The sequence below is a fragment of the Methylobacterium sp. WL119 genome, from assembly GCF_008039875.1.
Classification (GTDB): Bacteria; Pseudomonadota; Alphaproteobacteria; order Rhizobiales; family Beijerinckiaceae; genus Methylobacterium.
The window spans coordinates 44,000-64,816 of record NZ_VRUU01000009.1 but is presented as its reverse complement, the minus strand read 5'-3'; the positions used below and the strand labels follow the sequence as shown (position 1 = coordinate 64,816).

The following is a 20,817-nucleotide window of genomic DNA, read 5'->3' as shown; positions in this document are numbered from 1 at the left end:
TCCGCGTGCCCCGAGGTTCGACCGCTGTGCCGACCCTATTCCGTTTCTTCGCCACCCTCGCGATCCTGGCCGGCCTCGTCTTCGCCGGCATGTTCGCGCTCGCGACCTTCGTGACGCCGACGCCGCGGGAAATGAGCGTGACCATCCCCGCCTCGAAGCTCCAGCCGGGCGGCCGGTGAGGGAGGAGCGTCCGCCCGAGGCCGAGCGGCGGACGCCGCCCGAGATCGCGGCCTACCTCGACATGCTGGCCGCCGAGCGCGGAGCGGCGAAGAACACACTCGAAGCCTACCGGCGCGATCTCGACGACTACTTCGGTCACCTCGCCGACGAGGGCCTCGACCTCGCCGAGATCGAGGCGGCGGACCTCCGCGCCTACGTCGCCTCCCTCGAGCCGCGTGGCCTGAAGCCGGCCTCCGCCGCCCGGCGGCTCTCCTGCATCCGCGGCTTCCACAAGTTCCTCTACGCAGAAGGGCTGGCCGAATCCAATCCGAGCGCGCCGCTCACCGGCCCGCGCCGCGGCCGCGCGCTGCCGAAGGTGCTGTCGGTCGCCGAAGTCGACCGGCTGCTCGCGACGGCGCGCGCACAGATCGATGCGGCGGTCGAGGCCGAGGCGCCGGGCCAGGCGCGGCGGGCGCAGCGGATGCTGTGCCTGCTCGAGCTGCTCTACGCCACGGGCCTGCGCGTCTCCGAGCTGATCGCGCTTCCGCGCTCGGCCGCCTCGACCCGCGAGCGCTACCTCGTGGTGCGGGGAAAGGGTGGGCGCGAACGGCTCGTGCCGCTCACCGAGCTGGCGCGCGACGCGATGCGCCGGCACCTCGCCGCCTCGCCGAGCGATGCGCCGTGGCTGTTTCCCGCCGACAGCGAGAGCGGCCATCTCACCCGGCAGGCCTTCGCCCGCGACCTAAAGGCGGCGGCGGAGGCCGCGGGCCTGCGCGCCGACAAGGTCAGCCCGCACGTGCTGCGCCACGCCTTCGCCAGTCACCTGCTGCACAACGGCGCCGACCTGCGGATCGTGCAGGAGCTGCTCGGCCACGCCGACATCTCGACGACGCAGATCTACACGCACGTCCTCGACGACCGCCTGAAGAGCATGGTCCGCGACCTGCATCCGCTGATGGACGAGCCCTCCGGCCCCGACGGCGCACCGGAGGTGCAGCCGTGAGGGCTCCGATCCGCCGCTTGCGGCGTTGACCGGCTCAGGCGACGGAAGCGGGCGATCGGCGATGGGAGTGCGTTTGCGGCGTTGGAGGAAGGGCGCGGTCCGGGCGCTGAAGCTCGTCGCCCGCCCGGTCCGCCGGGCGCAGGGGCGCGGCGGCATCGTCATCGAGCCCTATCGCGGCTACGGCTCCGCCGACGAGATCTTCCTGATCGGCCGCATCTTCCGCCAATCCCACCCCGATACGGCACCGGGCGACGAGAGCCTGCGCGCGCAGCTGCGGGACATCGCCCGGCGGATCGCGCGGCGGGCGCTGAAGGACGCCGCCGTCACCGCCCGCTTCGGCGGCGCGCAGGCGCGGGTTGAGACCGACCGCGACGGCTACTTCCGCGTCCATCTCAGCCCGGAGGCGTTGCCCGCGGGCGACCATGGCTGGCACGACGTCGACCTCACGCTCGAGGCGGAGCCGCCGGTGCGGGCGCGGGGGCAGGTGTTCGTGCCGCCGGGCGCCACCGGCTGCGTCGTGGTCAGCGATATTGACGACACGGTGATGCGCACGGGCGTCGCCAACAAGGCCAAGATGCTGTGGCGGCTGTTCGTGGAGGATGCCGAGAACCGCGTCGCCTTCCCCGGCGTCGCCGCGCTCTACCGGGCCCTCTACGTCGGCCCGGACGGCATCGAGGCCAATCCGATGCTCTACGTCTCGCGCGCGCCGTGGGGCCTGTACGAGATGCTGTCGGAGTTCTTCACGATCCACGGCATCCCGGTGGGCCCGATCCTGTTCCTGCGCGAATGGGGCCTGTCGTGGAAACACCCCCTCCCCCGCCGGGCGGAGGATCACAAGCGCGCCCTGATCGTCCACATGCTGTCGCTGTATCGCGACCTGCCCTTCGTGCTGATCGGCGACAGCGGGCAGCACGATCCGGAGGTCTACGGCCGGATCGTCGCCGACCATCCGGGCCGGGTGAAGGCGGTCTACATCCGCAACGTGTCGCGGGACGCCGACCGCATCCGCGAGATCGAGGCGCTGGCGCAGGTCGTCGCGGCCGCCGGGAGCCACCTCGTCATCGCCGCCGACAGCACCGCCATCGCCCGGCACGCGGCGAGCCTCGGCCTGATCGCACCGGGCGCGGTCGCCCTGGTGGCGGACGAGCACGCGGCCGGCGGCGAGCCGGCTGAGCTGACCGCGGAGACCGCCCTGCCGGGCGACCTCGGCTCCGTCCTCGGCGGCGCCGGAGGAACCTTGCCGCCGAGCGTCGTCGTCGAGGCGTCGGCGCAGGACGGATCGCATGTCTCGACCTAACGCCACCGTGCGCGCCGTCGCTGTCGCCGCCGGGTCACACTTCACAGGAGCGTGATTCCGGCCGTTGACTCTTCGGGACCGCGGAAGCCACTTGGCGAGGACGGTTCCCCTCGGGGATCAAAAGGGAACGCGGTGAGGACGAGGCTCCGAGGAGCCTTTCCGATGCCGCGGCTGCCCCCGCAACTGTAAGCGGCGAGCCTCCATCAACACGTCACTGGGTCACGGCGCCTGGGAAGACGATGAGGGGCAGCGACCCGCGAGCCAGGAGACCTGCCGTCAGTCGTGGTCACACGCGAAACGCGTCGGGCGGGGTGCCTCGACGGGTGTCGAGACGCATGGGCCCGCGCGGCGCATGCGGGGCGGCCTCGTTCGCGGTGACGTGCCACCACACGCGTCCGCAGGTCCCTTCCATGCCCTTGCCCACCGCGAGACCCGCGCCGAACGACGCACAGGAAGCCGCCCGGCATCCGTGCGCCGGCGGCCGAGCCGCGTTCGGCCGATCGCCTAATTGTAACATTGTTACATTCGATGTAGATCGAGGGTCGGGCAGGCCGTCGCGTCGCGCCGATAGAGCCGAATCCGATCCATGCTCGTTCTTCTGCAAACCGCTCGTTCCCTCGGGCGCGCGATGCGCTGCCCGCTCCTCGCCGGCACGGCGCTCGTCATCCTCGCTCCGCCGCGAGATGCCGGCGCCCAGCCGGTCGCCGGCGAATCGGCGAGCGTCGTGCTCGACACCCTCACGGTCGCGGGCGACGGCGTCGGCTTGAGCCGCGCCGCGCCGGTCGGCCTCAACCTGCGCACGCCCGACCGCGGCGCGAGCCGCCTCGGCCTCACGCCGCTGGAGACCCCCGGCAGCGTCGACGTCATCTCCGGCGAGACCGCGCGGCTGCGCGGCCAGGACACGATCGCGGACGCCGTAACGCAGAACGCCACCGGCATCACCACCATCGCCTCGCCGGGCAACGGCAACGGCGCCTTCACCAGCCGCGGGTTCTCGGGGCCGAACTCGATCCAGCAGCTCTACGACGGCACGCGGCTGTTCGTCGGCGCCAACACGGTGACCTTCCCGTTCGACACCTGGAACGTCGAGCGCATCGAGGTGCTGCGCGGGCCGGCCTCCGTGCTCTACGGCGACGGGGCGATCGGCGGCGTCATCAACGTGGTGACGAAGAAGCCGACCTTCACGTCCATCAACCTGGTGCGGGCCGGCTTCGGATCGGACGGGATCGCGCGGCTCGCCCTCGATTCCGGCGGCCCGATCGGCGACGCGGTGGCCTATCGCCTCAACGTCAGCGGCAACCGCGCCGGCGGCTGGATCAGCCCGGACGGCGACTTCCGCAACCTCGCGGTCTCGGGCGCGATCCTGCTCCAGGCCACGCCAGACCTCGCCTTCACCCTGAGCCACGACCTCGGCTATCAGGAGCCGGCGCGCTACTGGGGCACGCCGCTGGTCGACGGGCGCATCCCGGATTTCATCCGGTTCAAGAACTACAACGTCCGCGACGCCAAGATCACCTGGGCGGACAACTGGACCCAGCTCAAGACGGAGTGGACGCCCACCGCCGACATCACGGTGCGCAACACCGCCTACCGGCTGCAGAGCAGGCGCCACTGGCTCGACGTCGAGACCTACCGCTTCAACCGATCGACGCGATTGGTCGACCGGAGCGACTACACCGAAATCTACCACCAGCAGGAACAGCTCGGGAACCGGTTCGACGCCGCGTTCAAGGGCACGCTGTTCGGCTTCCGCAACGAGTTCCTGGCCGGCTTCGACGTGAACCACATCGACTTTCGGCACACCAACAACTTCTCGACCGTCGGATCGGGCCTCGTCACCAGCGTCCCGCTGACGGATTACGACCCGGGCTCGTTCCCGCTGAACGGCCGCGCCAGCCCGGCCTACGCGACGAGCACCGACCAGGCCTCAGTCTTCGCCGAGGATCGGCTGATCCTCACCGACCAGCTCTCGTTCCTGTCCGGCGTCCGGTTCGATGCCTCGACCCTGCAGCGCGAGAACCTGATGAGCAACGGGCAGTTCGAGAAGTCCTTCCAGGGCCTCGGCTACCGCTTCGGGCTGGTGTTCAACCCGACGCCGGACACCGCGCTCTATGCGCAGGTTGCCACCGCCACGGACCCGGTGAACAGCCTGATCACGCTGTCGCAATCGCTGGCCGGCTTCAAGCTCTCCACCGGCGAGCAGGTCGAGCTCGGCGCAAAGGGCGTGTTCTGGGACGGCCGAGGCGAGTGGACGCTCGCCGGCTACCGCATCGTCAAGGACAACCTGATCTCGGCGGTGCCGGGCCAGCCGAACGTCTCGACGCAGGTCGGCCGGCAATCCTCCTACGGGGTCGAGGCGGCGCTCTCGCTGCAGGTCACGCCGCTCTGGCGGGTCGACGCGAACCTCGCCCTGCTGCACGCGCAGTACGATTCCTTCGACCAGGCCGTGAACGGCGCGACGATTTCGTACGCCGGCAACCGGCCGATCGACGTGCCCGAGCGGGTCGCCAACCTCTGGCTCAATTACGCCTTCGCGCCGACCTGGGAAGCACGGGTCGGGTTCCAGTACGTCGGCGAGGTGTTCAGCGATTTCGGCAACACCGCGCGACGCCCGGCCTACGGGCTGGTCAACCTCGGCCTCGACCATCAGGTCACGCCGGCCTCGCGCCTGTCCTTCCGCGTCTTCAACCTGTTCGACAAGGTCTACGCGATCAGCGGAAACGCGGTGGACGGGGTCGGCACAAACTGGCTCCTCGGGCGACCGCGCTCGTTCGAGGTCGCCTTCACGACGGCGTTCTGAGATGGCCTCCACGGCGCGCATGCTCGCCAAGCTCGCTAAGCTTGGCAAGACGGGGAAGCGGTGGCTGCATCTCGGCCATCGCTGGCTCGGCATCGTCACGGGGCTGTTCTTCACGACGTGGTTCGTGAGCGGCGTGGTGATGATGTACGTCGCCTACCCGTCGCTGACCGAGCCCGAGCGCCGGGCCGGGCTGCCCGCGATCGCCTGGGACGCGGTGCGGGTCTCGCCGGACGCGGCATTGGCCGACGAGCCCGGCTTTCCCCGGGCGCTGAGCCTGTCGATGCGGGGGGCCGAGCCGGTCTACCGGGTCGCGCGTTGGGACGGGTCCCGCCGCGCCGTCTCCGCGGTCGACGGCCGGGCGATCGGCCCCGCGTCACCGGACGAGGCCCTCGCCATCGCCGGCCACGATCCGCGCAGCCTGCGCCCGGCCTACCGCGACACGCTCGCCTACGACCTGTGGACGGTGCACCAGCGCTACGATGCGGTGCGCCCGCTCCACCGCATCGCGCTCGGCGATGCGGACGGCACCGAGCTCTACGTCTCGCAGCCGACCGGTGCCGTGGTGCTCGACACCACGGCGCACGAGCGGTTCTGGAACTGGTTCGGCGCCGTCCCGCACTGGCTCTACGTCACGCCGCTGCGGGCGCAGGCCGCGCTGTGGCGCACGGTGATCGTGTGGGTCTCGGGGATCGCGATGGTCGGGGCCGTCACCGGGTTCGTGCTCGGACTCCTGCGGATCCGGATCGCCCGACGCTATCGCTCCGGCGCGGTGACGCCCTATCGCGGCCTCGCGCGCTGGCATCATCTCGGCGGCCTGATCGGCGGGCTCGCGCTGTTGAGCTTCATCGTCAGCGGCTGGCTCTCGATGAACCCGAACCGCTGGTTCTCCTCCTTCAGCCCGTCGCAGGCGATTCTCGAACGCTACGCCGACGCACCCGGCGCCCGCACCGGGCTCGACCGCGCCGCGATCCGCCAGCGCGCCTGCACGGATGCGGCGGAGGTGCGGTTCACCTGGCTCGGCGGTGCGCCGCTCGCGGTGATCGCCTGCCGCGACGGACGGGAGATCGCCTGCTGCGGAACGGCGCCGGTCGCGCCCGACCGGCTGGACGCCGCCGCGCGCCGCCTGGTCCCGGAGGCTCGATCGATGACGACCTCTCGGCTCGAGCACGAGGACTTCTACTGGACGTCGCACCACCGCGCCCGGCGCCTGCCGGTGCTCCGGGTGGTGTTCGACGACCCGGCGGCGACGTGGTTCCACATCGATCTCGAGACCGGCGAGATCCTGAACCGGCTCGACCGGTCGGGCCGCGTCGAGCGCTGGGGCTTCGACCTGCTGCACACCCTCGATCTCGGCATCCTCCTGCGCCACCGGCCCGCCTGGGACGGGGTCATGCTGCTGCTGCTCGCGGCCGGATCGGTGATCGCGGGCTCGGGCGTGGCGATGGGCTGGCGCCGGCTGAGACGGCCGGCGGCCGGATCGCGCCCGGCTTGAGTGCGGGCCGATCCCCTCGCTCGGCTCGGCGAGGCTTGCTCAGCGAGGCTTGCTCAGCGAGGCTTGGCCCGCACGGGGCGGCAGCGCTACCATCGCAGCGAAGGGCCCGGAGCGGTTCGCGAACAGACAGGGACGGACGCTGCCATGGCGCGCGCGCGAAAAGTCATCATCACCTGCGCCGTCACCGGCGCGATCCATACGCCGAGCATGTCGCCCTACCTGCCGGTGACGCCGGAGGAGATCGCCGACGCCGCAATCGGCGCGGCGGAGGCAGGCGCGGCCATCGTCCACCTGCACGCCCGCAACCCGCAAACCGGCGAGCCCGACCAGACGCCGGAGGCCTTCGCCAAGTTCCTGCCCGTCATCAAGCAGCGCTCGAGCTGCGTGGTGAACATCACCACCGGCGGCGCGCCGACGATGACCATCGAGGAGCGCGTGCGCCCGGCCGCGACCTTCAAGCCGGAGGTCGCCTCGCTCAACCTCGGCTCGATGAACTTCGGCCTGTTCGGGATGCTCGACCGCTTCAAGGATCTCCAGCACGAATGGGAGCGAACGTATCTGGCCAACAAGGACATCATCTTCCGCAACTCGTTCGGGCAGATCGAGCACATCCTCACCACCTGCGCCGGCAACGACACACGATTCGAGTTCGAGTGCTACGACACCGCCCACCTCTACAATCTCAAATACTTCTTCGACCGCGGCCTGGTGAAGGCGCCGCTGTTCATCCAGACCGTGTTCGGGTTGCAGGGCGGCATCGGCTCGCACCCGGACGACGTGATGCACATGAAGCGTACCGCCGATCGGCTGTTCGGTGACCAGTACCACTGGTCGGTGCTGGGCGCCGGGCGCAATCAGATGAACATCGCGGCGATGGCGGCGGCGATGGGCGGCAACGTCCGCGTCGGGCTCGAGGACAGCCTCTGGGCAGGACCGGGCCGGCTCGCGCAGTCGAACGCCGAGCAGGTCGCCCAGGTCCGCCGGATCATCGAAGGGCTGGGGCTCGAGGTTGCGACGCCGGACGATGCCCGCGAGATGCTGTCGCTGAAGGGCGGCGACCGCGTCGGGTTCTGAGGCCCGTCACCCGGCGGGGTTCGCGAGAATCTTGCCGGGATTGAGGATGTTCCTCGGGTCGAGCGCGCGCTTGACCGCCCGCATCGTCGCGATCTCGGCGGTCGAGCGCGAGAGCCCGAGCTTGCCGCGCTTCTCCAGCCCGATGCCGTGCTCGGCCGAGACCGAGCCTTGAAGCGCGGCGAGCGGCTCGTAGATCGCCGCCTCGACCTCTGCTTCGAGGGCGGGGTCCGGCAGGCGCGCGGTGTTCCAGTGGATGTTGTTGTCGCCGACATGCCCGTAGGCGACGCTGGCCGCGTCCGGGTGGATCGCGGCGATCCGCGCGCGCGCCTCGGCGACGTAGCCGGCCATGGCCGAGAGCGGCACGCTGACGTCGAACGGGCGGCCGAGCCCGGCCTCGACCAGGATCTCGACGCGGTCGCGGATGCGCCACAGCGCGCGGCGCTGCTCCTCGGACGCCGAGACCACGGCATCGTGCACGACCGCCTCGGTCATCAGGGTCTCGAGCAGGCTCAAGAAGCGCGGTTCCTCCTCGGGCACGCACTCGACCTCGATCAGCGCGTAGTACGGGTGCTCCCGGGGGAGCGGCGGGGTGAAGCGGCCGGGCGCGGTCATCGTCCGGTAGAAGTCGGGCCACATGCCCTCGAAGGACGACACCCGGCCCTGGAACGCCCGCTGCGCGCGGGCGAGGATGGCGGCGGCGGCGTTCACGTCGGCGCAGGCGACGAGCGCGGTGGCGTAGCCGGCCGGCGCCGGACGCAGGCGCAGCACCGCGCGGGTGACGACGCCGAGCGTCCCCTCCGTGCCGACGAAGAGCTGCTTCAAGTCGAGCCCGGTGTTGTTCTTGATCAGCGGCCGCATCGACGAGACGATCGTGCCGTCGGCGAGCACCGCTTCGAGGCCGAGCACCATCTCGCGCATCATCCCGTAGCGCAGCACCCGCAGGCCGCCGGCATTGGTGCTGATCGTGCCGCCGATCGTCGCCGAGCCGCGGGCTCCGAGATCGAGGGGGAAGAACAGGTCCGCGGCTTCCGCCGCCGCCTGCACCGCCTCGAGCGTGGTGCCGGTGCGGACCACCATCGTCATCGCCAAGGGATCGAGCGCCTCGATCCCGGTCATGCGCTCGAACGACAGGGCGATGTCGCCGGGCGCGCAGAGGATGCCGTCGACGAGGCCGGTGGCGCCGCCGCGCGGGACGACGGCGCGCCCCGCCGCGTGGCAGGCGGCGAGCACCGCCGAAACGTGCTCGGTGCTGCGGGGGCGGACGAGCGCGGCCGCGGCGCAAGGCTCGTCGGCACGGGTCCAGCTCGCGGGTCGGCTCTCGAGCTCGTCGCCGACGACGAGGCCGTCGGGTCCGAGGATGTCGGTGAGCCGGTCGAGAAGCGGGTCCGTCATGGGCGTGCGCGGCGTTCGGCGATCATGGGGTCGGGCGACGACGGTCTACACGATCGCGTGCGCGGCCCAAGCCGGCGGCGTGACATTCCGCACCTGCGTTCGGGGGATCGATGCGGCTCCCGCGGGCAACCGCCGCCCGCCGCATTGCAGCATCCCACCCCTCGCCCTTCCACGGCCGGAAACAGCTCATACGGTCCGGCGCTTCGAAAACCGCGGAGCGCGCCATGGGAACCTACACGCTCGCCATCGCCGACGGCGTCCTGTTCGCCTGCCTGCCGGACGAGGCCGACATCGGCTCGGCCATCACCGAGGCGACGGCGACCAATTACGGTTTCGGCATCGCGCTCAGCATCGTGCGCGGCACCGAGCTGACCGATGCGGCGCGGCCCGAGGACGACGTGGTCTGGCGCGAGACCTCCGACAGCGAGCTGCTCGACGCAGAGGGGCGCCGCTATCGCTACGCCGTGCGCCGGGCGGCCTGACGCCCCGCGCCTGGCCGCGCCCAGGATCCCCGGATCACAGGACGTTCGTGCGACGGGTGCCGTCGCAGGGAGCGAGCCGGCGCCGGGCTCGCACAAACGTCGGCTAGCGGCAGGAGCGCGGCAGGCGCCGCTTCCAGCGCTGGCCCGGCGCGAGGGCGGGTTCGGTCGATCGCGACTTCGTCGGCCTGCGCATCACGGCAGGCGCTGCGGCGACCGGAGCGACGGCGGTCACCGGCGGAGCCGGGATCGCCGGGGCAGCGACAGCGGGCTCCGAGGACGCGTCCGCGATGTCGGCGAACGACCAGATCGCATCGGGGCGCACCATTTCGGATCGTGCCTGATCCGAACGGCCGGCTTCGGCGCGCGGGCTTTCGGACCGCATCTGCGGAGGCTTCACCCGCTTCACGCGCGGAAGCCGAAGCTCGCGCTCGATCACGGGTTCGGCCACCTCGGGCTCGGGCTCCGCCAGGATCAGGCTCTGCAGGATTCGCCGAGGCTTCTCCGCCGGCACCGGCGGCGCGGGGGCGGCGGCCTGGTCGGGCCAGACCGTATCGAACGGCGACGGCGTCTCGGGCGCCGGATCGAGCGCGGCCCAGTTCAGGGGCGCCGGGGTAGGATCATCCGGCCAGGACAGAGAGTGGCGGTTCTTCGACTTGACCTCGACGGTAAAGGACCGTCGCACACGGCTGCGCAACATGCGGCGTATGATTCTCTTGGATTTGGACAGGAACGCGCGGACGCGTACCATATTCCATGACGCTTCTTCGGCATTTTGTCGAGACGACAGTGCAGAATCGGTTTCCAACACGGAAATTCCAGGCAGAAAGCCGGCGTTTCACGCGCCGCCTCAGGCCGAACGCGCGGTCGGCACCGAGACCTCCGGCTCCGGCGCGGTCTCGACGCGGACCGAACCGGTCGTGTCGAAGCGCAGACGAACCGGGAACGGCGCCGCCTCGGCTTCCGTCGCCGCGACCGCGACGAGGCTGATCTGCGGCCCGCCGCTGGTGACGGCCGCGATCAGGGCCGATGCGCCGCCGTCGAGATGCGGGATCGTTCCGTCGACCACCAGGATCTCCGGCCGCCGCAGGATCGCGCGGGCGAGGTCGACGAGCGCCTGCTGGCGCGGGGTGAGCAGGCGGCCGCGGTTGCCGACGGGGAAATCCAGCCCGCGCAGGCGGATGCGGCGTTCCAGGTCGAACTCCTGCACGACGAGGCGGACCTGGCGTTGGATCTCGGCTTCGCCGTGCATCCGCGCGGTGTTGATCCGGCCGAAGAGCAGCGCATCGAGGATCGAGCTGTGCCGGTTGATCCGCTCGGGATCGTAGGGCTCGACGTCCTCGGTGCCGTCCTCCCGTCGAAGCGCCTCGCGGACCGTGTAGCGCGCCGCCACCAGCCGCGCCCGATAAGGCGCATCGAGGAGGCCGAGCCGTTGGCGCGGCTCGACGTAGGCCAGGGCGAGGGCGAGGAACGCCTCGTTGTCGGCCGCCGGCGGCGCCTCGTCGGCACCGAGGGCCGAGAGCCGCTGCTCGAAGACCGGCAGCTCGTCCGGCGCGATCAGCGAAAACCTGCGGAACAGCGGATGGCCCGGTGGCACGTCGCGGAAGATGTCGACCAGGTTCCGGGCGATCGCCACGCCCATCCGGGCGAGGTCGTCGAGCAGGAACAGCTTGTCGAGGGCAGCGCGGAAGCGCGGTTCGGACGCGAGGTTGCGCCCGGTCAGTTCCGGAACGGTCGGCACGCCGAACAGGAGGTTCTCCGCGATCGTCGCCTGCTCGTTGTAGCGGCGCGGATCGAACGGGATCACGAGGTCGGCCATGCCCGCGGCCGCGAAGTGCTGCTGCAGGTGCCGGCGCGCGGCGACGACCCGACGCCCGGGCTCGGACTCGTGGTGCACCAAGCTGTAGGCGCTGAGGCCGAAGCGGTAGAGGTCGTCGCCCATCCCGAGGCGCTGCAGCAGGTCGAGCATCCGCGCGTCGAGGGCGGCGGCGTCCGCCAGGCCCAGGGCGGCGTAGTCGATCCAGGGATCGCTCGCATCCTCGATCGGGTTTCCGGTCCGCCGCGCCTCCGCGCGCCGGCGCCGCGCACGCTCCGGGCTGCCGGCGTCGTCGCGGATCACCGGGCGCCGGCGCAGGCCGTAGGCGAGATTGTCGCGGATCGTGCCGGGAAACAGAACCGGCTCCGGCCCGGCATAGGCGAGCGCGCGGGCCCGGCGGGCCTGCGGCAGCGTGGCGACGTCCGCGCCGCCGATCCGCACCGTTCCGCCCTGCGGCGCCTGCAGCCCGGCGACGAGCCGCGCGACCACGTGGCCGAGGCCGCCCGCGGGGGCGAGGATCGCGGCCTGCACCGGCATCGGCAGGCTGACGGCCCCGAGCTCGAGCGCCGGGCCGCCGAGGGGATCCTTGAGGCTGACGCCGTCCAGCTCGAGCGGGCCGCCGAGGGGCCGTACCAGGCCCTGGCCCTCCGGCTCGGACGGCCGCAGCCGGTGCGGCGCGAAGTGGGCGGCGACGGTCTCGTACTTCACCTCGACGTCGAGGCGCTGCTGGTCCCAGTCGATCAGCTCCTTGAGCGGCGGCGGCAGATCGCGATAGGCGGCCAGCACGGCCACGAGCTGGCCGATGTCGAGCTCTCCGCGCAGCGCGAACAGGCCGCCGATCGCGTAGAAGAGGAAGGGCGTCACCTGCGCGAGCAGGTTGTTCAGGTACTTCACCAGGAACTTGCGCCGGTAGATCCGCAGGCGCAGGTCGTAGAGGCTGAACAGCCGGCCGCCGATCTCGGCACGCTCCCAACGCCCGGTGTCGTTGACGGTGACCGCCTCGAGCCCGTCCAGCACCTCGCCAACCCGGCCGGCGAAGCTCCGCGACGCGATCTGGCGCTTCCGGCTCAAGCGGATGATCTCGCGGCGCAGGCGCGGGATCACAACGATCTGCACGAGGACGATCGAGCCGGCGACGAGCCCGAGCCACAGGTTCTGCATCAGGATGAAGATCAGCGCGGTCGCCGCCTGCGTGCCGAGGAAGCACGGCACCACGATCGCGTCGCCGATGAAGGCGCCGATCGGCTCGACCTCGTCGCGGATGATGGTCGCCGTCTCCGACGACTTCACCTCGCGCGTCGTGTCCGGGGTAAAGCGGAGCATCAGCGAGAACAGCTCGAAGCGCAGGCGCCGCAGCATGCGCTCGCCGAGCACGCCCTTGCTGAGGTTGATCCAGAACTTGAACGCGCCGTTGATCAGCACGAGGGTCAGGAACAGCCCGGAGAGCCCGAACAGCAGCCCGGTGCGGTCGACCTCGAAGCCCGAGAACAGCACCTCCTGCTCGCCGCCGAGCCAGCCGGGCCAGTGGATGATGAGATCGAGGAAGTCGACGGTCTCGCGCCCGCCCTTGAACGCCTTGCCGGAGATGGCGTCGTTGACGATGCGCTTGGGCAGGTCGAGCGAGGCGAAGTAGAACGGCAGCGATGCGAGCACGACGGCGCAGATCGCGAACTGGTCGCGCTTCGAATGTCGCCAGATATAGCCGAACAGCGTCGGCTCCAGATCCCGCATCGCCCGTCCCCGGCCCCCGTTCCGGCTCCCATACCCTCTCGCGAGCCCGCGCGTCACACGCATGTCATCGTGCAACGAAAAGGCGAAGCCCGAGCGTGCGCGGACTCACAGCCCCGGGCCTCCGTCACTCCGGAATGCGGTGTCGTCCCACGCGAGGCATTGTCACGGCGGCCCGGCTTGTGCGACCGCAGACCGGCTGCGACGCTGCGCCTGCACGCGCTGCGCGTGCCGGGGCGCGGATGGCGGCGGCGCGAGGGGGCGTTCGAGGATGAGACCGTGATGCGCCCGAGCCGCGTCCTGATCTACAGCCACGACACGTTCGGGCTCGGGCACCTGCGCCGCTCGCGCACCATCGCGAACGCGCTGGCCGGCACCGGCGAGGTCGAGGCGATGATCGTCTCCGGCTCGACGGTGGTCGCCCGCTTCGCCTTCGCCCGCGGCGTCTCCTCCGTGCGCGTGCCCGGCGTGACCAAGCGCGCCGACGGCAGCTATGCCGGGCTCGACCCGCAGGCGTCGCTGCAGGAGACGGTCGCCCGGCGCGCCGACATCGTCCTGCGCACCGCCCGCGACTTTCGGCCGAACCTCGTGATCGTCGATAAGGAGCCGACGGGCTTCCACGGCGAGATGCTGCCGACGCTGGAGCACCTGCGCGCCCGCGGCTGCCGCGTGGTGCTGGGCCTGCGCGACGTCCTCGACGACCCCGACCGCCTCGTGCCGGAATGGGAGCGCAAGGGCGCTTCGGAGGCGGTCCGCCGGTTCTACGACGAGATCTGGATCTACGGCCTCGCGCGCATCCACCGGCCGCTGGCCGCGCTTCCCGTGGGTGCGGAATTCTCGGACCGGACGACCTATACCGGCTATCTCCACCGCGCCGCGCCGCGCGCCCGACCGGACCGGGCCGAGCCCGGCGTCGCGGCCGAGCCGTTCATCCTGGTCACCCCCGGCGGCGGCGGCGACGGCGACGGGCTGATCGACTGGGTGATCTCGGCCTACGAGGCCGATCCCGCGATCCCGCTTCCCGCGCTGATCGCCTTCGGACCCTTCCTCGCCTCGAAGAGCCGGGCGGCATTTCTGGGCCGGATCGCGCGGCTGCCGGGCCGGCTCTCCGCGATCACCTTCGACAGCGAGATCGAGCTGCTGATGGAGAAGGCGTCAGGCGTCGTGGCGATGGGCGGCTACAACACGTTCTGCGAGATCCTGTCCTTCGACAAGCGGGCGGTGCTGGTGCCGCGCACCACGCCGCGGCGCGAGCAGGAGATCCGCGCGGTGGCCGCCGAAGGCCTCGGCCTCGCCCGCACCGTGCTGGAGGCGGACGGGCGCGACCCCATGCGCATGGCGGCGGCGCTCCGGGCCCTGCCGGACCAGGCGCCTCCGTCGCGCGCGCGGATCCCCGACCTGCTCGGCGGCCTCGACCGGATCGCCGAGCGCGTCCGCGTGCTGAACGCTGGCGCACCCGTCCTCGCCCTCGGTGACAGGCCGTGAGCGAGGCGCGCATCGCGATCGTGCTGAAGGGCTATCCGCGGTTGTCGGAGACCTTCATCGCGCAGGAGATCCTGGCGCTCGAGGGCCGCGGCCTCGCACTGGCGATCTGGTCGCTGCGCCGCCCGACCGACGCGAGCCGCCATCCGATGCACGACGCGATCGCGGCGCCGGTGGCCTACCTCCCCGAATACCTGCACGAGGCGCCCCTGCGGGTGCTGCGCGGGCTGGCCTGGGGCCTCCGCCGCCGGCGCTTCGTCGCGCTGGCGCTCCAATTCGCCACGGATTTCCTGCACGACCCGACCACCTCGCGCATCCGCCGCCTCGGGCAGGCTCTAGTGCTGGCGCGAGAGCTGCCCGAGGCGGTCCGGCACCTGCACGCGCATTTCCTCCACACGCCGGCCAGCGTCGCGCGGTACGCCGCGCTCCTAACGGAGCGAAGCTGGAGCTTTTCCGCGCACGCCAAGGACATCTGGACGACGCCGGACCGCGAGCTGTCCGACAAGCTCTCCGACGCGGCCTGGGGGGTGACCTGCACCCGCGACGGCCTCGGCCGCCTGCGGGCGGTGTCGGCGGGTCGGGCGGCAGCGGAAGCCGGCTCCGTCGCGCTGGCCTATCACGGCCTCGATCTCGCCCGCTTTCCGGCGCCGCCCCTCCGGCCGCCGCGCGACGGCACGGATGCGCAGGATCCGATTCGGATCCTCAGCGTCGGCCGGCTCGTCGCCAAGAAGGGGCACGACGACCTGATCGACGCGCTCGCGGCCCTTCCGCCGGACCTGCATTGGCGCCTCGACCTGATCGGCGGCGGCGAGCTTCGGGAGGACCTGAAAGCCCGCGTCGCGGAGCGCGGGCTCGGCGGCCGCGTCGCCTTCCGGGGCGCCCTGGCCCAACCGGCGGTGATCGCGGCGATGCGGGCGGCCGACCTTTTCGTGCTGCCGACCAAGCCTGCGCCGTCCGGCGACCGCGACGGCCTGCCCAACGTGCTGATGGAGGCCGCCTCGCAGGGGCTGCCGATCCTCGCGACCGCCTTCGCGGGCACGCCGGAATTCGTCACCGACGGCGTCGAGGGATGCCTGGTCGCGCAGAGCGATCCCGCGGCGTTGTCCGCGGCGATCCTGCGGCTCGCCGGCGATCCGGTGCGGCGCCGGAGCTTCGCGGACGCCGCCCGCGCGCGCCTGATGCGGGATTTCTCGCTCGATGCCGGCATCGACCTGATCGGCGGGCGGCTCGCCGCCTCGGCGGGAATCGCGCCGCCGCGTCCCGCATCGGTGCCCGAGCGAGCGGAGGCCTGCGCATGCGGGCGCTGATCGCCGTCACGCATCTCCTCGGCGCCGGTCACTTGACCCGCGCCGCCGCGATCGGCCGCGCCTTCGCCGCCTCGGGCCATGCGGTGACCCTGGTCTCGGGCGGCGGCCCTGCGCCGATGGTGCGGCTCGACGGCCTGCGCCTCGTGCAACTGCCGCCGCTGCACATCGTCGGCACCGCCTTCGCGCGGCTTCTTGGCGTGGACGGGCACGCGGCCGGCGCCGACCTGCTCGCGGCACGCCGGGCGCTGCTTCGGCAGGCGCTGGCCGAGACGGCTCCGGACGTGGTGATCACCGAGCTGTTCCCGTTCGGCCGCCGAGCGCTCGAAGCCGAATTCCTCGACCTCGTCGAGGCGGCATCCGAGCGGCGCCCGCGACCGCTGATCCTCGCCTCGATCCGCGACGTGCTCGTCGAGCCGGAGAAGCCGCGGAAGATCCGCATCGCGCATGCGCGCGTGGCCGGGATCTACGACGCGGTGCTGGTGCACGGCGACCCCGATCTCGTCGCCCTCGACGCCTCCTGGCCGGTGGACGAGGATTTGCGCGCCAAGCTGCGATACACCGGCTACGTCGACGAGGACGCGGCGCCGATCGAGGATGCGGATGCCCGCGCGAGCGTCCTGGTCTCGGCCGGGTCGAGCGCGGCCGGGCTCGGCCTCTGCCGCGCCGCCGCGGACGCGGCACGGCGGAGGCCGGACCTCGGCTGGCGCATCCTTGCCGGCCACGGCATCGCGCAGGCCGAGATCGATGCCATGCGCGCGAGGCTGGCCGACGGCGTCCTGACGCGGGCGCAGCCGAATTATCGCGCGCTTCTGGCGCGGGCTGCGGTGTCGGTGAGCGCCTGCGGCTACAACACCGCGGTGGATCTCCTCGCCACCCGGACGCCCGCCGTGCTGGTGCCGTTCGCGGCAGGCGCCGAGACCGAGCAGAGCCTGCGTGCCCAGCACCTCGCCGCCCGCGGCTTGGCCCGGATCGTGCCCGAGGACGCACTTTCCGCGGCGACGCTGCTCGACGCCATCGCGTCTGCAGCCGGAGCGCCGATCCCGGCAGATCACGGCATCGCGCTCGACGGCGCACGGCGCACGGTCGCCATCGTCGAAACGCTCCTCGCCGCGAAGAAACGGAGCGCCCGTGCGGAGAAGACCCCGCTCGACCGCCTGCGCGCCGTCCTCGACGAGTCCGGCGCGCGCGGCCGCCGCGTGCCGATCTGGTGGCGGGACGACGATGCCGTCGCCGCGACGCCCGCCCTGGACCGCCTGCTCGACCTCTCGGACACCTTCGCGTCCCCGCTGCTCGTCGCGGCGATCCCGGCAGGCATCGAGATGTCCCTCAGCGAGCGTCTCGCCGACGCGCCACGCGTCAGCCTCGCCGTGCACGGACTGGCCCACACCGATCACGCCGCACCCGGCAGCAAACCATCGGAGTTCGGCGCCGACCGTCCCCTGCCGCTCGCGATCGCGGACGCCGCGGAAGGCCTGCGCCTCGCCCGCGCGCGGCTTCCGGCGGACCGGCTCCTGCCGGTGTTCGTGCCGCCGTGGAACCGCCTCGCCCCCGAAATCGCCGCCGCCCTTCCGGCGCTGGGCTATCGCGGGCTGTCGTCGGTGCCCGGAGCGGCGGTGCCCGGCCTGATGTGGGCCGACGTCGCGATCGACCCGATCGACTGGCGCGGCACGCGCTCGCTCGTCGATCCCGCACGGCTGATCGACACCTTGTGCCGGACCATCGCGGAGGGAAACGATCGGCCGGTCGGGCTGCTCACCCACCACCTCGCCCACGACGAAGCGATCTGGGACTTCCTCGGCGCCCTGTTCGCGATCCTGTTCCGGCATCCGGCGGTAACGCTCTGCGACCCGCGGCATCTGTTCCGGCCGCCGGCGGTGGACGGGGCGGTGCCGGCGTGGTGGACTTGCCCGGCCGACGCGCCTGCGAGGATCGCTTGAGCCCGCTCCTGTCCATCCAGAACCTGCAGGTCGATTTTGGCGGACACGGTGCGCCGTTCCGCGCCCTGCACGGCCTGTCGCTCGACGTGATGCGCGGGCGGACCCTGGCGCTCGTCGGCGAATCCGGCTCGGGCAAGTCGGTGACCGCGCAGGCGATCCTGCGCATCCTGCCCCGGGTGGCCACGATCAGCGCCGGCCGCATCCTGTTCGACACCGGCCGCGGGGCAACCGACATCGCCGCGCTGCCCCCCGACGGCCCGGCGATGCGCGCGATCCGCGGCGCCGGCATCGCGATGATCTTCCAGGAGCCGATGACCTGCCTGTCGCCGCTCCACACCATCGGCGACCAGGTCGGCGAGGCGCTGCGCATCCACGGCAACGCCACCCGGGCCGAGGCCGACGTGCAGGCCAGGGACGCCTTCGCCCGCGTCGGCTTCCCCGATCCGGCGCGGGCGCTGCACACCTATCCGTTCGAGCTCTCCGGTGGCCTGCGCCAGCGGGCGATGATCGCGATGGCGCTGATCCTCAAGCCCGCCCTGCTCGTCGCCGACGAGCCGACGACGGCCCTCGACGTGACGACCCAAGCCCAGATCCTCGCGCTGCTGACCCGGCTGCAGGACGAGACCGGCATGGCGATCCTGCTGATCACCCACGACCTCGGCGTCGTCGCCAACGTCGCCCACGACGTGGCGGTGCTCTATCGCGGCCGCCTCGTCGAGTCCGGCCCGCGCGGCGCGGTCATGCGCGACCCCGGCCACCCCTACCTCAAGGCGCTGCTCCACGCTGTGCCGCGCTTCGACATGGCGCCGGGCGAGCGCTTGACGCCGATCCGCCCGGCCAGGGCGGTGATCCCGCCGGCACGCAGGCCGGCGGCGATCGACGGGCCGATCCTGCGCATCGAAGGGGTCTCGAAGATCTTCACCCTGCGCTCGGGGCGGTTCGGCGGGCCGCCGCGGGTCGTGCGGGCGGTCTCCGACGTGTCGCTCGACCTCGTGCCCGGCAGGACGCTCGGGCTCGTCGGCGAATCCGGATCGGGCAAGACCACCGTTTCGAAGATGGTGATGCGCGCGCTCGCCCCCGACGCCGGCCGCGTGCTGTTCGACGACGGCACCGGCCCGCGCGACGTCCACGCCCTCGCCGGCGCCGACCTGTTCGCCTACCGCCGCGCCGTGCAGTTCGTGTTCCAGGACCCCTACGCCTCGCTCGATCCGCGGATGACCGTGCGCCAGATCCTCACCGAGCCGATGGAGATCCACGGGATCGGCGGGCGCGAGCGCCGGGCTCGGGCCGAGGCGCTGATGGCGATGGTCGGCCTCGAAGCCGGCGCGCTCGGGCGCTATCCGCACGCCTTCTCCGGCGGCCAGCGCCAGCGCATCGGCATCGCCCGGGCGCTCGCCCTCGATCCGAAGGTGCTGGTGCTCGACGAGCCCGTCTCGGCGCTCGACGTCTCGGTGCAGGCCCAGATCCTGAACCTGCTGAAGGACTTGCAGGCCGCGCTCGGCCTGACCTACCTCATCGTCTCTCACAACCTCGCGGTGATCGACTACATGGCGGATACCATCGCGGTGATGTGCCGGGGGCGAATCGTGGGGCAGGCCCCGAAGGCCGCCCTGTTCCGCAACCCGGTCCATCCCTATACCCGCGCGCTGCTCGCCGCGGTGCCCGACCCGAGCCTCGACCACCCGCTCGATTTCTCGGCGGTCACCGGCGACCATTCCGACCCGGGCCGCTGGCCGGAGCCCTACCGGCTGGCGCCCGACGAGGCCGGCCATATGGTCGAGATCGAGCCGGGCTACCACGTCCGCCACGGCGCGGCCGATGCGCGGCGGGCCGCATGAGCACGCCCCGCCCCTCCCGCACGCTGGAACGGCTCCGCCGCCGCGTGCTCGCGCCGTTCTTCGACAGGCTCGGCTACGACCTCGTGCCCGCCGCCCCCGACTGGTCGCACCGCCCGACCTCGCCGCGCGAGGTCGACCAGTTGCTCGGCTCAGCGGCCGACAGCCTGCAGCGCGACCTCGCCGCGTCGGGCATCGCGACCAGCCTCGACGTGCCCGCGGCGGTGCGGCGGTTCTGGACGCTGATCCCGACGGCGCCGGTGCGCCAGCGCCGCGGCGGCAGCGGATTCAACGGCGCGCTCCAGCTCTACGTGGCGATGCGCGCGCTGGCGCCGGCCACGGTCATCGAGTCCGGGGTCTTCCGCGGGCTCACCACCTGGGTGATCCGGCAGGCTTGCCCGGACGCGACGATCCATTGCCACGATCCGGACCTGTCGAACCTGCATTATCGCGACCCGAGAGCGCATTACAGCACCGCCGACTGGTCGACGGCCGACTGGTCGCAGCTCGATGCGGCGACGACGGTCGCGTTCTTCGACGACCACGTCTCGCAGGGGCGGCGGGTGATCGAGGCGAGGCGCCTGGGCCTCACCCGCCTTCTGTTCGACGACGACGCCGCCGGCCATCGCATCCATGCCCATGGCGGCCCGGCGCATCCCACCATCGCGATGATCGAGACCTTGCGTGACGAGGCTGGGCGCAACGAGGCTCGGCGCGTCAGGGCCGAGCCGATCCGCTGGCAGCGCAACGGCCGCAGCTTCGAGCAGCCGGCCAACGACCCGCTCGCCCGCGAGGCCGCAGCCGGCATCGCCCGCGCGCACGCCTTCGACGACCTGCACCGCGCCACCGGCTACTCGCCGGCCCGGCTGACCTACGTGGCGCTGCATCCGCCGAAGCGAGGAATAGCCGCTTGATCGGGCTTCGGAACGACGAAAGCGCGGGCTCCCCCTCCCCCCCTGCTGCGCAAGGTACCCTTTCCCGCAAGGGGGGGAGGGAGACGCGCGCCGAGGCGGCGC

General features: G+C 72.0%; 15 protein-coding genes and 1 riboswitch. Of the genes, 12 read left to right on the top strand and 3 right to left on the bottom strand.

The annotated features are described in order from the left end of the window. Positions 1-26 precede the first annotated feature (26 nt). The 6 genes from FV227_RS29725 to FV227_RS06425 all read left to right on the top strand — a co-directional run bounded on the left by FV227_RS29725 (position 27) and on the right by FV227_RS06425 (position 7,825). Positions 27-179 carry a histidine kinase gene (locus FV227_RS29725; protein ID WP_147730042.1) on the top strand — a complete coding sequence of 51 codons (153 nt, stop codon included), beginning with the start codon at positions 27-29 and terminating at the stop codon, positions 177-179. After that, positions 176-1,162, top strand: coding sequence for a site-specific tyrosine recombinase XerD (locus tag FV227_RS06445; RefSeq protein ID WP_281406254.1), 987 nt, complete (start codon positions 176-178; stop codon positions 1,160-1,162). The genes FV227_RS29725 and FV227_RS06445 overlap by 4 nt, the downstream gene beginning before the upstream one ends. A 61-nt stretch (positions 1,163-1,223) precedes the next feature. Beyond that, positions 1,224-2,459 (top strand): phosphatase domain-containing protein, encoded by a 1,236-nt coding sequence (locus FV227_RS06440; protein ID WP_147729426.1) that lies wholly within the window; start codon positions 1,224-1,226, stop codon positions 2,457-2,459. A gap of 84 nt (positions 2,460-2,543) precedes the next feature. Further along, positions 2,544-2,752: riboswitch (cobalamin riboswitch) on the top strand. 335 nt (positions 2,753-3,087) lie between these two features. Continuing rightward, positions 3,088-5,259: a TonB-dependent siderophore receptor gene (locus FV227_RS06435; protein WP_246686367.1), complete on the top strand. Its 2,172-nt coding sequence runs from the start codon at positions 3,088-3,090 to the stop codon at positions 5,257-5,259. Between the two features lies 1 nt (position 5,260). Beyond that, positions 5,261-6,751: a PepSY domain-containing protein gene (locus FV227_RS06430; protein ID WP_246686361.1), complete on the top strand. Its 1,491-nt coding sequence runs from the start codon at positions 5,261-5,263 to the stop codon at positions 6,749-6,751. Positions 6,752-6,895: 144 nt separating this feature from the next. Continuing rightward, on the top strand, positions 6,896-7,825 hold the full coding sequence (locus FV227_RS06425) for a 3-keto-5-aminohexanoate cleavage protein (protein ID WP_147858579.1): 930 nt from the start codon (positions 6,896-6,898) through the stop codon (positions 7,823-7,825). 6 nt (positions 7,826-7,831) lie between these two features. Here FV227_RS06425 and FV227_RS06420 read toward each other — a convergent pair whose 3' ends face one another. Beyond that, positions 7,832-9,217, bottom strand: a complete 1,386-nt coding sequence (locus FV227_RS06420) for an FAD-binding oxidoreductase (protein ID WP_147858578.1) — start codon at positions 9,215-9,217, stop codon at positions 7,832-7,834. Positions 9,218-9,441: 224 nt separating this feature from the next. Between FV227_RS06420 and FV227_RS06415 the strand changes: the two genes are divergently transcribed. Next, complete coding sequence (locus FV227_RS06415; protein WP_147729370.1) at positions 9,442-9,699, top strand: hypothetical protein; 258 nt, start codon at positions 9,442-9,444, stop codon at positions 9,697-9,699. Between the two features lie 103 nt (positions 9,700-9,802). On the opposite strand, the gene FV227_RS06410 is transcribed toward FV227_RS06415, so the two are convergent. After that, positions 9,803-10,504 (bottom strand): hypothetical protein, encoded by a 702-nt coding sequence (locus FV227_RS06410; protein WP_147729369.1) that lies wholly within the window; start codon positions 10,502-10,504, stop codon positions 9,803-9,805. A 42-nt stretch (positions 10,505-10,546) separates the two neighbouring features. Further along, positions 10,547-13,243, bottom strand: coding sequence for an ABC transporter ATP-binding protein (locus tag FV227_RS06405; RefSeq protein ID WP_147858577.1), 2,697 nt, complete (start codon positions 13,241-13,243; stop codon positions 10,547-10,549). Positions 13,244-13,420: 177 nt separating this feature from the next. Between FV227_RS06405 and FV227_RS06400 the strand changes: the two genes are divergently transcribed. Genes FV227_RS06400 through FV227_RS06380 form a run of 5 tightly spaced genes read left to right on the top strand, consistent with a single transcriptional unit; the run spans position 13,421 to position 20,715 of the window. Continuing rightward, positions 13,421-14,725, top strand: a complete 1,305-nt coding sequence (locus FV227_RS06400; RefSeq protein ID WP_348642512.1) for a glycosyltransferase — start codon at positions 13,421-13,423, stop codon at positions 14,723-14,725. Then, positions 14,722-16,029, top strand: coding sequence for a glycosyltransferase family 4 protein (locus tag FV227_RS06395; RefSeq protein WP_147858576.1), 1,308 nt, complete (start codon positions 14,722-14,724; stop codon positions 16,027-16,029). The genes FV227_RS06400 and FV227_RS06395 overlap by 4 nt, the downstream gene beginning before the upstream one ends. Continuing rightward, on the top strand, positions 16,017-17,966 hold the full coding sequence (locus FV227_RS06390; RefSeq protein WP_147858575.1) for a glycosyltransferase: 1,950 nt from the start codon (positions 16,017-16,019) through the stop codon (positions 17,964-17,966). The genes FV227_RS06395 and FV227_RS06390 overlap by 13 nt, the downstream gene beginning before the upstream one ends. Next, positions 17,963-19,804, top strand: a complete 1,842-nt coding sequence (locus tag FV227_RS06385) for an ABC transporter ATP-binding protein (protein WP_147724988.1) — start codon at positions 17,963-17,965, stop codon at positions 19,802-19,804. The genes FV227_RS06390 and FV227_RS06385 overlap by 4 nt, the downstream gene beginning before the upstream one ends. Beyond that, a complete protein-coding gene (locus FV227_RS06380) occupies positions 19,801-20,715 on the top strand; it encodes a hypothetical protein (protein WP_147858574.1) in 915 nt (304 codons plus the stop codon). The genes FV227_RS06385 and FV227_RS06380 overlap by 4 nt, the downstream gene beginning before the upstream one ends. Positions 20,716-20,817 lie beyond the last annotated feature (102 nt).